We start from the raw sequence: 14,360 nt of genomic DNA, 5'->3' as shown, positions 1-14,360 counted from the left end.
TATATAAAAATTGAATTTGAAAATAATTAAACCCTTATAATTAAATAAGAAGCTCCATTCAGTTAATTTATGCCAAAAGATTGATGATTCTTGCAATTAAAAAAACAACAATAAATGTCAGTATGCCTATGAGGATTTAAATAATTTCAGGGACATAGTTGATGCAATACAATCCGATCTATTACAGAGATGAACACTTTGCATTTGCAGATGCAGTAAAAAAATTTGTAGAAAAAGAAATTATTCCCTATGTAAATGAGTGGGATGAAGCCGAATCTTTTCCACGAGAACTCTACAAAAAAGCTGCAGAAGTTGGATTGATGGCATCAGGTTTTGATGAAAAATACGGTGGTATCCCTGATACAGATGCATTCTATACTTTATTGGGGTGTGTGGAGTTGGCAAAGGCTGCATCAGGAGGTTTAATCGCTTCATTACTTTCACATATGATCGGTGCACCGCCAATCAATAGCTTTGCAAGTGAAGAGGTGAAAGCAGAGGTTTTGCCACAAATCTTATCAGGTGAGAAGATTTCGGCATTAGCAATAACAGAACCGGGAGGGGGGTCTGATGTTGCAGCACTTAAAACAAAAGCAGTAAAAGAAGGTGATTACTATGTAGTCAGTGGCGAAAAAACCTTTATTACTTCTGGTATTCGCGCTGATTACTATACCGTTGCCGTTCGAACTGATCCTGAAGGAAAAGGACCCAATGGTATCTCAATGCTACTGATTGATGCCCATACACCAGGTATTACAAAAACGAAGTTAGATAAAATGGGATGGTGGGCTTCTGATACCGCTCATCTACACTTCGATCAAGTTAAAGTGCCTGCAAAAAATTTGATTGGTCCTGAGAATATGGGCTTCTTTGTTATCATGAATAACTTCAATATGGAACGTTTTTTCTTGGCTGCGAGTAGTTATGGTTATGCAAAAGTTTGTTATGAAGAAGCTCTAGATTGGGCTCAACAGCGACGTACTTTTGGTAAACGCTTGGTAGATCATCAAGTTGTTCGTCATAAATTGGTAGATATGGCAACACGTTTACAAACGACTCGCGCTTTACTTGAAGATACGGCATATAAAATGGGTCGTCCTGAACTTCAAGGGAATGAAATGATTGCACAAATTTGTATGCTCAAAAACGTAGCAACGCAAACTATGCAATTCTGTGCTGATGCAGCCGTTCAAACACTAGGTGGCATGGGCTTTATGCGTGGCATGAAATCTGAACGTATATATCGCGAAGTTAAAGTGAATATGATAGGCGGTGGAGCTGAGGAAATTATGAAAGATTTGGCAAGCCGACAGCTGGGCTTCTAAAAGAAATAAAAAGGTGGATTAAGCCACCTTTTTTAATTGATCAGATATAAAGTTAAGCATTCATTGCCATATCCCAGACGATATTGGTTAACTCATCAAGTGACATTTTCCCTTCTGGATTGTACCAAGTTACGGTCCAAGCGATTGACCCACCAATCAGTCTTCGCCAGATAAAAGGATCGTGCTTAATTTTGCCTTTGTCATGTAATACCTTGATGACACTCAGCCATATTCCTTCATAATCATTTCTTAATTTTAATAGTTTCTTCTGATTTTCCTCAGAAAGTGAAAACCATTCATAGACCAATACAGCCATAGCGGAACCTGTATCCCCAGAGATCGCATCGAGTTCAGCTTTAATCAGAGCCTTGAGTTGTTGCTCTGGATGGTCTGAAGTGGATATGGCACTTTCAAGGCAAGCGTGATTGTAAATGATGGTTTGTTCCATCACATGCGCCAAAATATCGTCTTTAGTTTTGAAATGATGAAATAAACTTCCAGATTGGATACCAATAAACTGAGCGAGTTCACGAACAGTGGTTTTGGCATAACCTTGTTTATGGAATAAATAAGCTGCCCCCAAAAGTAAACGACCACGTGGTGTATCGTCAAAGCAGGCTATTGGTTGAATTTGGTCAATAGAGGTCGCGATCATCTTGTTATTTTATCCTATTTTGTTTTCTAAACGCGTTGCTTCCATGCAAATTTTAGCGCAATAAGCAGATTTGCAAATAATAATAACATTTTGCACTTTACAAACCAAGCGCTTGCTTGGTAGATTAAGCTCAAATTCTAAACAGAATAATGAGATGGTTATGACAAATATTCAGGACGAACAAAAAATTGTAAAAATTGGCTGTGCTTCAGGTTTCTGGGGAGATACCAACACAGCTGCATTTCAATTGGTACACATGTCGGATATTAACTATTTAGTATTTGATTATCTTTCAGAAATCACCATGTCTATCATGGCAAAAGCCAAAATGAAAGATCCTTCTCATGGATATGCATTGGACTTTGTTAGTCGTGTTATGACACCGCTCATCAAAAAAATTGCGGACAAGAAAATCAAAGTTGTAAGTAATGCTGGCGGTGTAAATCCATTGGCATGCCGTGATGCACTTCAAGAAGTGATCAAAAATGCTGGTTTAGATTTGAAAGTTGCGGTGGTACTTGGTGATGATTTAATGGATCAGCACGTTGAACTTCAAAAACAAAATATAAAAGAAATGTTTAATGGTGAGGATCTTCCTCCACATGTCGCAAGTAGTAATGCTTATTTGGGTGCTGTAGGGATTCGTGATGCTCTGGATTTAGGTGCAGACATTGTGATCACAGGTCGAGTGGTGGATTCGGCTGTGGTGATTGGGCCTTTATTGCACGAATACAAATGGGATTTAAGCGATTACGACAAATTGGCACAGGCGGCACTTGCAGGTCACGTGATTGAGTGTGGTGCACAGTGTACTGGCGGTAACTTCACAGATTGGCGTTTGGTTGAAGGCTTTGACAACATGGGCTTCCCAATTGTTGAAGTGAAAGCAGATTCATCATTTATCGTCACTAAACCAAATGGTACAGGTGGTTTAGTTTCTACAGGTACTGTGGGCGAGCAAATTGTGTATGAAATTGGTCATCCACAAGCTTATTTATTGCCTGATGTAACGGCTGATTTTAGCCAAGTAAAACTTGAACAAGTAGGCGAGCACCGTGTATTGGTGACAGGTGCAAAAGGTACAGCACCGACACAACATTACAAAGTCAGCACAACCTATCCTGATGGTAACCGTGTGTTGGTGAGTTTCTTACTTGCAGGCCAAGATGCAGAAGAAAAAGCTTATGCAGTATCAAATGCCATTTTAAATAAAGTTGAGCGTGTAATGGCACTGCGTTCGATTCCACCATTTACTGAAAAATCAATTGAGATTTTAGGTACAGAAACAACGTATGGCTCAAATCGTCGTGTGCAAAAACCTCGTGAAGTTGTGGTGAAAATTGCCGTTAAACATATGTTTAAAGAAGCATGTATGTTCTTTGCATCTGAGATTGCGCAAGCTTCAACAGGTATGGCACCTGCATTAACAGGGATTGTGGGTGGTCGTCCAAAACCATCTCCAGTGATTAAATTATTCTCGTTCTTGGTAGAAAAATCGAAATTAAATATCGAAGTGGATATCAATGGCGAGCGTCATAAAGTTGATGTTCCGCATGGTGAAGCACCACAAGAAATCCCAACCATTCCAGCAGGTGAAGTGGCAACTTTAACTGGTAACGAAATTGAAGTGCCATTGGTTGAAGTGGCACATGCACGTAGTGGTGACAAAGGTAATTACAGCAATATCGGTGTGCTTGCACGTAAACCAGAATTCTTACCTTGGATTCGTGCATCTTTAACGGAAGCCAATGTTGCTGAATATATGAAGCATGTATTTGAAGGCGGTGAAGGTGGCGAAGTTCGTCGCTATGAATTGCCGGGTTTAAATGCACTTAACTTCTTGTTAATTGATGCACTTGGCGGTGGTGGTGTTGCAAGTTTACGTATTGACCCACAAGGTAAAGCCTTTGCACAGCAATTGTTAGATATGCCAGTGAAAGTGCCAGCAGATTTACTGTAAGCACAGATTTGGGCATCGAGACGGTGCCCAATTCAAAATAATTTACATCAATTAAAAATGGAAATATGCGCAATGGGTTATCAATCAATTTTTAGAAATGATGCATTCGCTGGCAAAGTCGTGATTGTCACAGGTGGTGGCTCGGGCATTGGTCGTTGTACGGCGCATGAGCTTGCATCACTTGGTGCGCAAGTGGTGATTACAGGTCGTAAGATCGAAAAACTTGAAAAAGTGATTGCTGAAATCACTGAAGACGGTGGTCACGCACATGGCATCGTGTGTGATAACCGCGAAGAAGTACAAGTGAAAAACATGATTGCGGAGGTGATCGAAAAGTTCGGTCGCATCGATGGTTTAGTCAATAATGCAGGTGGTCAGTTCCCATCAACATTAGAAAGTATTTCTGCCAATGGTTTTGATGCGGTCATCCGTAATAACTTACATTCGACCTTCTATCTTATGCGTGAAGCCTATAACCAGTGGATGGCAAAAAATGGTGGAGCCATCGTCAATATGGCAGCAGATATGTGGGGCGGTATGCCGGGTATGGGGCACTCAGGTGCAGCACGTTCAGGTGTTGATAACCTGACCAAAACGGCTGCGGTGGAATGGGGTAAATCAGGTGTGCGGGTAAACTGTGTGGCACCGGGTTGGATTATCTCATCAGGGATGGATACCTATTCAGGCCCTGTCGCAGAATTCATTATCCCTAACCTTTCTAGCAATGTGCCTTTACAACGTATGGGAACAGAGTCGGAAGTATCTTCGGCGATTGTTTATCTATTATCTGACGCTGCTAACTTTGTTTCAGGGATGACAGTACGTATTGATGGTGCGGCTTCACAAGGTACACGCGTATTCCCATTATCATCTGCAGAAAATAGTGAGTCTTATAACGGCTTCCACCGTGCATTTATTCCAGATGTACTAAAGAAAAAAGACGAAAAGAATTAATCCAGATTATAAGGAACAAGGAGGAAACGGAATGGCAGTGATTCAGTCCGAAGTTGCAGTAGGAAGCGAAGTATTTGAACAGAATAAAGCGAAATTGCTCGAGCAAATCGAAGAGATTCGAGCGATTCAAAAAAGTGCGCTAGATCGTTCTTATAAAGCTAAGCCTAAGTTTGATAAAAAAGGAAAGATTTTACCGCATGAGCGTGTACGTATGTTGCTCGATGCAGATTCTCCATTTGTAGAGTTGTGTGGTCTTGTGGGTTACAAGATGCATGATGATAAAGATGGTTCAGAAGCAGGTGGCGGGATCATTGCAGGGATTGGTTTTGTAAATGGTACACGTTGTATGGTGGCTGCCAATAACAGTGCGATCAAAGGCGGTACGATTGCCCCAATGGGTGTACACAAAAGCCTTCGTTTACACCAAATTGCGTTAGAGCAAAAATTACCAATCATTACTTTAGCAGAAAGTGGTGGTGCAAACTTAAACTACGCAGCAGAAGTATTTACTGCCGGTGGTACAACATTTGCCAACCAAGCACGTTTATCTGCAAAAGGGATTCCACAAATCTCTGTAGTACATGGTAACGCAACAGCAGGTGGAGCATACCAACCAGGTTTATCTGATTACGTAATTACGGTACGTAAGCAAACCGAAATGTTGCTTGCAGGGCCGCCATTGTTACTTGCTGCAACAGGTGAAGTCGCAACTGCTGAAGAATTGGGTGGTGCAGAAATGCATGCGCAAGTGGCAGGTACAGCAGAATACTTGGCAGAAAATGATGCTGATGGTATCCGTATCGCGCGTGAAATATTTAAGCATTTAAACTGGAAAGAACAAGTGAAACTTGATATTCCAGAATATAAAGAGCCACGTTACTCGGCAGATGAGTTACTTGGCATCATTCCATCAGATCCAAAACAACCTTTGGATATGAAAGAAATCATTGCTCGTATTGTTGATGATTCTGATTTCTTCGAATTTAAAAATGAGTATGACTCACATACGGTATGTGGTTGGTCGCAAATTGGTGGTATGCATTTAGGCATCATTACCAATAATGGCCCAATTACCCCACAAGGTGCAGCAAAAGCAGCGCAGTTTATTCAGTTATGTGAACAAACACGTCGCCCAATTTTATTCTTGCATAACACCACAGGCTTTATGGTGGGTACAGATGCAGAACAAAATGGCATCATCAAACATGGTTCTAAACTGATCCAAGCGGTTGCCAACTGTACAGTGCCGAAGATATCAATCATTGCCCATGGTTCATATGGTGCAGGTAACTATGCGATGTGTGGTCGTCCACTTGGCCCACAATTTATCTTCTCATGGCCGAACTCTCGTGTTGCGGTAATGGGTGGTGCGCAAGCTGGTAAAGTTCTTCGTATTGTTGCAGAAGCAAAACAGCGTGAATCTGGCATGGAGCCAAATGAGCAAATGTTAGATTTCTTAGAACAATCGACAGCAATGAAATTAGAGTCGCAATCGACTGCATTATTCAACACAGCGATGTTGCATGATGATGGCATTATCGACCCACGTGATACACGTAAATTGCTAATTTTCTTATTGCAAACGATTAATGAATCACAAGCACGTGAGTTGAATCCAACACGTTTTGGTGTGCCAAGATTCTAATAAATCCCTCTTGCGGAATATATTCCTCATCCCTGTGAAAAGTGAGGAATTCCCCCTCTTTTTAAAGTGGTGAGAAGCATGGCTTCGCAAGGGAGATTAAAGATTAAAAAAAATATTGAAATTTTAAGGAAGACAAAAATGAAATTTACTGAAGAACATGAAGCGCTACGCCGTACAACACGTCAATTTGTAGAAAACGAAATCAACCCATTTACAGCAGAATGGGAAAAAGCGGGTCGATTCCCAATTCATGAAGTATTCAAAAAAATGGGTGATTTGGGTTTATTAGGTATTTGTAAACCTGAAGAAAACGGTGGTTTGGCACTCGATTACTCTTATAACTTGGTGGTTGCAGAAGAGTTAGGTCGTATCAACGTGGGTGGTGTTGCACTTGCGATGGGTGTACAAACTGATATGGCAACACCTGCGATTGCTCGTTTTGGTTCTAAAGAATTACGCGATGAGTTTTTAACACCAGCAGTTGCAGGTGAAAAAGTTGCAGCGATTGCGGTATCTGAAGTCCAAGCAGGTTCTGACGTTGCAGCACTTAAAACTACAGCTGTAAAAGATGGTGATGACTACATTATTAATGGTCACAAAATGTGGATTACGAACTCGCTTCAAGCAGACTTTTTCTGTTTGTTAGCGAATACCTCTGACGGTAAGCCACACTTTAATAAGTCAATGATTGTGGTTCCAGCAAACACACCGGGGATTACATTCTCTGAGCCATTAGATAAATTAGGTATGCGTTCTAGTACCACTGCACAAGTATTCTTTGACAGCGTACGTGTGCCACAACGTAACTTAGTGGGTCAAGAAGGCATGGGATTTATGATGCAAATGCTTCAGTTCCAAGAAGAGCGTATGTGGGGTGCTGCAAACGCAATGGGTGGAATGTTGCAATGTATCGAAAAAACAATTCAATACACGAAAGAGCGTACCACATTTGGTCAGCCGTTAATTGACAACCAATATATCCATTTCCGTTTTGCCGAATTAATGACTGAAATTGAAGCGCTGAAAGCATTAACCTATCGTGCTTGCCAATTACATATCGAAGGCGAAAACGTAACGCAAATGGCGTCTATGGCAAAACTGAAAGCAGGTCGTTTAACACGTGAAGTTGCAGATAGCTGCTTACAATTCTGGGGTGGTAATGGCTTTATGGCAGACAACCCAGCAGCACAATTCTACCGTGATGGTCGTTTAGTTTCGATCGGTGGTGGTGCAGACGAAATCATGCTTGGCATTATCTGTAAGATGATGGACATCCTTCCTGGTAAGAAAAAATAAGCAGGAGATCTGATATGACATTATCAAGCTCAATTGCCAATTTAGAAGTTGATGGCAGCATCATCCTAGAGCAAGACGGTGGCATCTTAACTTTATGGTTAAACCATCCTGAAAGTCGTAATGCGATGAGCCTAAAGATGGTCCAATCGATGCAAGCGGTATTTGCTGCGATCAAAGATGATGTATCTGTACGTGCAGTGATTTTGCGTGGTAAAGGCGGTCACTTCTGTGCAGGTGGTAACATTAAAGATATGGCAGCGATCCGTGCTAAAGCAATGGAAGTGGGCAACAACACACCTTATACCGAATTTAACCGTACGTTTGGTGCGCTGATTGAGCAAGTGGATCAAGCACCACAAACCGTAGTTGCTGTACTAGAAGGTGCGGTACTCGGTGGTGGTTTTGGTTTGGCATGTGTGTCTGATGTGGCACTTGCGCATGCAGAAGCACAATTTGGCTTACCAGAAACTGGTCTAGGGATTTTACCTGCACAAATTGCACCATTTGTAGTGACGCGTGTTGGTTTAACTCAAGCACGTCGCTTAGCATTATTAGGTATGCGCTTTAAGGGTCAAACCGCTTTAGAGGTGGGGATTGTGCATCAAGTGGTTGCAGATGAAGTTGAACTTGCATCAGCACTTGAAGAAACCATTACCCAAATTAAACGCTGTGCGCCATTGGCATCGCGTGCAACCAAAGCATTATTACATCGTACCACCAAAGAAGAATTGGGGCCGCTACTTGATGATGCAGCACGTCAATTTGCAGATGCCGTGGCAAGCGCAGAAGGGATGGAAGGCACAATGGCGTTTATTCAAAAACGCCAACCAAGCTGGGCAGAATAAACCACATTCCAACGCCTGTATGAATGTGAATTAAAAAGGATACGCTCCTCAAAACAAGAGGAGCCTAAAAAATTGGTGGAACTATGGCGTTTACAAAAGTATTAGTTGCAAACCGTGGTGAAATTGCTGCTCGTGTGATGCGTACAGCAAAAGCCTTAGGTTACGAAACCGTTGCTGTGTATTCTGATGCCGACAAAAATGCGCGTCATGTAAAAGTAGCAGATGAAGCGGTTTATATTGGCCCTTCAAAAGTATCAGAATCTTATTTATCGATTCCAAATATTATCGAAGCGTGTAAGAAAACGGGCGCAGATGCTGTGCATCCGGGCTATGGTTTCTTATCTGAAAATACAGATTTTGCCGCAGCATGTGCAGAAAATGGTATTACCTTTATTGGTCCCCCAGCAGGTGCGATTGAGCTCATGGGTAGCAAGCGTTTGTCTAAAATCGCCATGATTGAAGCAGGCGTACCATGTGTACCGGGTTATGAGGGCGACCAACAAGACATCGACTTTTTAGCAGATCAAGCGAAAAAAGTAGGTTTCCCATTGATGGTGAAAGCATCAGCAGGTGGTGGTGGACGTGGTATGCGTCTTGTACATCAAGAAGCTGAATTGCTTGAAGCGTTAAAAACAGCACGTTCTGAAGCAGAAAATGCATTCGGTTCGGGTGAGCTGATTATCGAGAAAGCAGTGATTGCACCTCGCCATGTAGAAATCCAAGTCTTTGGTGATACACATGGCAACTACGTGTATTTATTTGAACGTGATTGCTCGATTCAACGTCGTCACCAAAAAGTGGTTGAAGAAGCACCATGTCCAGTATTGACACAAGAAACACGTCAAGCCATGGGTGATGCAGCAGTTGCAGCAGCCAAAGCTTGTAACTATGTGGGTGCAGGTACGGTTGAATTCTTACTAGATCAATCAGGTGAGTTTTATTTCTTAGAAATGAACACACGTTTGCAAGTAGAGCATCCTGTAACAGAGATGATTACAGGTCTTGATCTTGTGGAATGGCAGCTTCGTGTGGCAAACGGTGAAACATTACCGCTCAAGCAAGAAGAATTGACTATGAATGGTCATGCCATTGAAGTGCGTTTATATGCAGAAGACCCACGTCAAGACTTCTTACCACAAACAGGCAAAGTATTACGTTGGCAACCTTCGGATTTAGAAGGCGTACGTATCGATCACGGTATGATGCCAACTGATGAAGTTAGCCCATTCTACGATCCAATGGTGGCTAAAATCATCGTACATGGCAAAACACGTACCGATGCGATTCGTTTACTTGCACGTGCTGTAAATGATTCTGTACTGTTAGGTGTAAACAGTAATAAGGAATTTTTAGTTAACTTATTACGTCATCCACTTGTGGTGGAGGGTGATGTGAACACTGGTTTTATTCAACAGCATTTCCAAAGTGATGTGAGTTTGAATAAACAGAGTCTAAATTTAGAAAGCTTAGCATTGATTGCAGCGTTGTTGATAAATGCATCTGCGCAAACAGATTGGAACACAGGAGTTTCTTCAGCATTACCACTGAAACTTCGATATGATGATCAAAAGTTAGATCTCATTGTGCATCGTGATGGTCGTTCAGTGAGTGTTGAAACCTGTGGTGAAAGCCAGTCGATTGAGGTTGTAGCGCAAAATACACAGCAATTGATTTATAGCATTAATGGAATTCGACGTCGAATTGACTATGTTCTTGATGGTAATTTTGTTTATTTAGATCGCGCGAATGGCAACGTCATGGTGGAAAATATTACCTATTTACCACCTGAGACTGCCGATGTGGCAGGGGATGGTAAAATTCGTGCCCCAATGGATGGTGCAATTATAAATGTCATTGCTCAACCTGGAGAGCGTGTAACTAAAGGGCAAACATTATTGATTCTTGAAGCGATGAAAATCCAACAGCAAATTAAGTCAGATGTCGACGGTGTTGTGGGTGAAATCGTAGGACAAGTTGGTCAGCAAGTGAAAAAACGTCAAATCTTGATGAATATTGAGGTTGATGCTGAATAAGCAATAAAAAAAGCCATCTAACGATTAATGCCAGTCAGTTAAGCAAATATTAGAAAAATGTAGTAAAAATGAGTGTATGTAAATACGCTCATTTTTTTATGTCTTTATCTGAACATTTAGAATCCACTCTTGAACATGCTCTCCCATCACTTAGCCATTTTTGTGAACTTATTGACTTAAATTGGATTGAAACATCTCTGCATCAAACAGGTAAGGCATCGATCAGAAGGAGAAAATTACCTGCTGAGCACGTGGTTTGGCTTGTTCTTGGGCTTGCCTTGTTTCGCAATCAACCCATCAGCTATGTGGTAGAACAATTAAAACTCGTGTTTGGTACAACAGATTATTGTGTTCCTAGTGCAGCTGTCCAAGCTCGACAACGTTTAGGTCGAGAACCCTTAGCTGCCTTATTCTCCTTAATCAGCCAAGCATGGTTTGATGAATCACAACAACAATATTCAACCTTTCAAGGTCTTAGTGTATGTGCTGTTGACGGGGTGGTTTGGTCTATGCCACTGACCAAGGAGAATTTTAATCATTTTGGCTCATCTAAAGGTAAAACTGCTGTAGCACCTTACCCACAAGTTAGAGCCACGTGTCTAGTGAATACCAATACTCATGAAATCATAGATGCCCAAATAGGCAGTATGGATCAAGGTGAACTCACATTAGCAAATCAATTATCTCCTCCAGCACAAAGTATTACTTTGTTTGATCGAGCTTATTTCTCTGCTGATTTTTTAATAGGCTGGCAAACACGTGGAGAATCAAGCCACTGGCTTATGCGAGCTAAAGATAATTTACGTTATGACATAATTAAACGGAATTCCCCACATGATTTTCATATCAGGATGCCAATATCAGCAAGAGCCAAAAAACTTAATCCAGCATTAGGAGATTACTGGGAAGCACGTTTAATTGAAGTTGAGCAGGCAGGAAAAATCCGCCGTTATATCACTTCATTATTAGATTCAAAGACATACCCACTTATAGCCTTGGCAAAGTTATATGCTCAGCGTTGGGAAATTGAAATGTGTTACCGAGAAATTAAAAGCAATTTACAGGAAGGTAAGCACTTAAGGAGCAAACAGCCAGACTTAATTTATCAAGAATTATGGGGTGTCTTGATTGCTTATAATGTTCTAAGAAGACAAATGAAATATATGGCTCAACGTGCCAAAGTAAGCCCGTTGAGGATCAGTTTTCATATTGCATCTATTGCCCTTCTTAATTTACTCAGATTCGACTCTTTGGCTTCTGCAGGTAATCTACCCAAACATCTGGAAAGTTTAATGGAGAAATCTAATCGGTATGTTATACCTGAGAGAAGAGTGAGGAGTTATCCAAGGGTTGTAAAAGGAAAACCTCAAAAATACCCAAGAAAAAGCCAGTCAATCTCTTAACTGACTGGCATTAATCTAACGATGGCTTTTTTTATGACCGGATTTATGCAAATACTGTTTGTACGGCACAGTAAAGCACCCAAAGAATTGCAATCGCAACTACAGGTTCTAAAACTTTTGCCCAAGTTGGTGTAGCCACTACTTCTGGCTCAGCAACATCGTGGTGATCATGTTGAACTTGATTGACCATGTCATGAAACTCCTTCATCGTTTGGTCTAATGATATCTCTTCTTGAATGACAGGTTGAGAACCAATCAACTCATTTAGGTTATTTGTTAGCCAAACCCAATCTTTTGCTTTACCAGAGAGATGTTCAACTTGACCCTGAAGTAATTCATTCATGCCTTGTAGTTGATAATGACCTGTTACATCAAGTTGTTTAAGTTCATTAAGCTGTAAGGTCAAAATCTCTGATGTCGCAGTTTCAAGTTCTTGATGAGACAGCGTAGACTGATTATGTTGAGATGTCGTCAAATGCCGTGCGACTTCTTGAATATAAAGTTGGTCAGCGGCATGAATTTCTTGGTATATTTTTTTTTCGTCTTTACGCCATAGGCTGATGAGTTTACCTAAAGCTAAGATATTTAATTCATTGAGATATTCATGCCGTTGTTCAGCTGGATACTGTTTCAACAGCTGAGGCTTTTGAATTTTGGTCTGCTCAACAAAATATTGTACTAAATCAAAAGCCATTCAACTCTCCTGTAAGTTTTTAATCCAAAATTCTTAAACTCGGTTTTTTCTTTGGTGCTTCATTTTCTTGATTTTGTTGCTGTTTAGATTCTATCGGATTTTCATCCGTTTGTGCATTGGCATATTCATCAGGATCAAAGAATAATCCTTGACCATTTTCTTTTGCATATAACCCGAGTACAGCATTGATTGGCACATAAATATCTTTGGAAACACCACCAAAACGTGCAGAAAAGGTAATCGCTTCATTGCTCATGTGTAGTTGATGCACAGCATGTGGCACGATATTTAAAACAATCTGACCGTCTTGAACGAACTGTGTAGGTACATCGGTATAAGGCTGTGTGGCATCTACCAGTAGATATGGGGTGAGATTGTTATCGCAAATCCATTCATAAATCGCACGTGCTAAATACGGGCGAGTTGGACTTAATTTGATTTCTTGATCAGACATGTGACTCACTCTTTTGCTTTTTTAAGCGGATTTTAATTCAGGACTATAACGATTTTTTTCCTGAACCGTCATGGACTTAATGAAGGCTGGACGACTGAAAACACGCTGGCAATATAAATAAAACGGGCGGCATTGTTGCTTTGGAAGCTCAATACCCATCGTTCTTAACCGTATAAAAATCGGTGCCAACATGCAATCTAAAATTGTAAATTGTTCAGACATGAAATAAGGATAGTGCTGAAACAAAGGTGTCAGCGAGATAAGCGTATCTTTTAACTTTTTTTGGGCTGCCTTTTGTGCGTCAACATCAAGTGTGTCTGGGTGGCGCAACATATCATCTGCAAGTTTTAACCAGTCATTTTCAAAACGCCATATATATTGGCGTTGTTCTGCACGTGGAGCAGGAGCATCTGCATATAACTTATTCTGACGATAGCGATCATCTAAATATTCAGAAATGATGGATGTATTGAAAAGTTTTAACTCATTTTCAATCATCATCGGGAGTCGATTGTATGGATTTAAACTCGCAAGATCCTCGTTGTCTTCGTCGACAATAAATAAATTATGTTTAATTTGTTTTTCTGCCAGTAAGAAGCGAATCCAATGCGATCGAAAGTCATCTGCATGACTATAAACGGTGATGCCTTGTAAGGGGGTGGTTTCGACTGACATATTCCAATCAAAGTATTAATGAATAGATAAGGATACTAAAAATGCACGCTAAAATCATCGTTTAATGAGCGATGCCTATTAAAACACTTGAATTTCATATTGAATCGTATTTATGTCTGTAACGTGGTTTTTTAAATTTCTATCCTTGTATTGTTGAAATTTAATCTTTAGCTTTTTATCCAAAGCGATATAAAAAGCCGATCTTTAAATCGGCCTTGTGCACTAATGTATGATTCCACTCCGCCATTGACGGACGTCGCGATTGTTAGTTAATGCACTTGTGTCGCCTGGTCTAAGTTTATAGCTACACTTGTAAACCACTGAGAATTTTTGACCTAAAGATCGATGTACCAGACTGTTATTTTGTACAGGGTATCCATCTGAGCATCCAACTAACTCTAATGCTTTATTTATGTTTAGA

Annotated in this window: 13 protein-coding genes; 8 read left to right on the top strand and 5 right to left on the bottom strand. The window is 40.7% G+C overall.

Going from position 1 to position 14,360, the window contains the following annotated elements; translation table 11 throughout:
• Positions 1 to 161 precede the first annotated feature (161 nt).
• On the top strand, positions 162 to 1,325 hold the full coding sequence (locus tag CL42_RS13300) for an acyl-CoA dehydrogenase family protein (RefSeq protein ID WP_035269544.1): 1,164 nt from the start codon (positions 162 to 164) through the stop codon (positions 1,323 to 1,325).
• Positions 1,326 to 1,377: 52 nt separating this feature from the next.
• On the opposite strand, the gene CL42_RS13295 is transcribed toward CL42_RS13300, so the two are convergent.
• On the bottom strand, positions 1,378 to 1,980 hold the full coding sequence (locus CL42_RS13295; protein WP_035269534.1) for a TetR/AcrR family transcriptional regulator: 603 nt from the start codon (positions 1,978 to 1,980) through the stop codon (positions 1,378 to 1,380).
• A gap of 154 nt (positions 1,981 to 2,134) precedes the next feature.
• Here CL42_RS13295 and CL42_RS13290 point away from each other — a divergent pair, with 154 nt between their 5' ends.
• From CL42_RS13290 to CL42_RS13260, 7 genes are all read left to right on the top strand, one after another.
• Entirely contained in the window at positions 2,135 to 3,940 is a 1,806-nt protein-coding gene (locus CL42_RS13290; protein WP_416202023.1) for an acyclic terpene utilization AtuA family protein, read from the top strand.
• A 72-nt stretch (positions 3,941 to 4,012) separates the two neighbouring features.
• Positions 4,013 to 4,894 carry an SDR family oxidoreductase gene (locus CL42_RS13285; protein ID WP_035269526.1) on the top strand — a complete coding sequence of 294 codons (882 nt, stop codon included), beginning with the start codon at positions 4,013 to 4,015 and terminating at the stop codon, positions 4,892 to 4,894.
• A 31-nt stretch (positions 4,895 to 4,925) separates the two neighbouring features.
• Complete coding sequence (locus CL42_RS13280; RefSeq protein ID WP_035269519.1) at positions 4,926 to 6,539, top strand: acyl-CoA carboxylase subunit beta; 1,614 nt, start codon at positions 4,926 to 4,928, stop codon at positions 6,537 to 6,539.
• 138 nt (positions 6,540 to 6,677) lie between these two features.
• Positions 6,678 to 7,835, top strand: coding sequence for an acyl-CoA dehydrogenase family protein (locus CL42_RS13275; protein ID WP_035269512.1), 1,158 nt, complete (start codon positions 6,678 to 6,680; stop codon positions 7,833 to 7,835).
• A 14-nt stretch (positions 7,836 to 7,849) separates the two neighbouring features.
• Positions 7,850 to 8,680: an enoyl-CoA hydratase/isomerase family protein gene (locus CL42_RS13270; protein ID WP_035269505.1), complete on the top strand. Its 831-nt coding sequence runs from the start codon at positions 7,850 to 7,852 to the stop codon at positions 8,678 to 8,680.
• A gap of 83 nt (positions 8,681 to 8,763) precedes the next feature.
• Positions 8,764 to 10,713, top strand: coding sequence for an acetyl/propionyl/methylcrotonyl-CoA carboxylase subunit alpha (locus CL42_RS13265; protein WP_035269495.1), 1,950 nt, complete (start codon positions 8,764 to 8,766; stop codon positions 10,711 to 10,713).
• A gap of 98 nt (positions 10,714 to 10,811) precedes the next feature.
• Positions 10,812 to 12,116 (top strand): IS4 family transposase, encoded by a 1,305-nt coding sequence (locus tag CL42_RS13260; protein WP_035269493.1) that lies wholly within the window; start codon positions 10,812 to 10,814, stop codon positions 12,114 to 12,116.
• Between the two features lie 43 nt (positions 12,117 to 12,159).
• Here CL42_RS13260 and CL42_RS13255 read toward each other — a convergent pair whose 3' ends face one another.
• From CL42_RS13255 to CL42_RS17415, 4 genes are all read right to left on the bottom strand, one after another.
• Positions 12,160 to 12,810, bottom strand: coding sequence for a hypothetical protein (locus CL42_RS13255; RefSeq protein ID WP_035269490.1), 651 nt, complete (start codon positions 12,808 to 12,810; stop codon positions 12,160 to 12,162).
• A 19-nt stretch (positions 12,811 to 12,829) separates the two neighbouring features.
• Positions 12,830 to 13,264: a ClpXP protease specificity-enhancing factor gene (locus tag CL42_RS13250; RefSeq protein WP_035269488.1), complete on the bottom strand. Its 435-nt coding sequence runs from the start codon at positions 13,262 to 13,264 to the stop codon at positions 12,830 to 12,832.
• Between the two features lie 21 nt (positions 13,265 to 13,285).
• Positions 13,286 to 13,939, bottom strand: coding sequence for a glutathione S-transferase N-terminal domain-containing protein (locus CL42_RS13245; protein ID WP_035269487.1), 654 nt, complete (start codon positions 13,937 to 13,939; stop codon positions 13,286 to 13,288).
• A gap of 222 nt (positions 13,940 to 14,161) precedes the next feature.
• Positions 14,162 to 14,360 (bottom strand): hypothetical protein (locus tag CL42_RS17415; RefSeq protein ID WP_212771602.1); only part of this gene is annotated, 199 nt, incomplete at its 5' end.

The sequence above is a fragment of the Acinetobacter sp. Ver3 genome (assembly GCF_000632455.1).
In the GTDB taxonomy this organism is placed as follows: Bacteria; Pseudomonadota; Gammaproteobacteria; order Pseudomonadales; family Moraxellaceae; genus Acinetobacter.
Note: the sequence above shows the minus strand (reverse complement) of the source record. Positions and strands in the feature narration are given on the sequence as shown.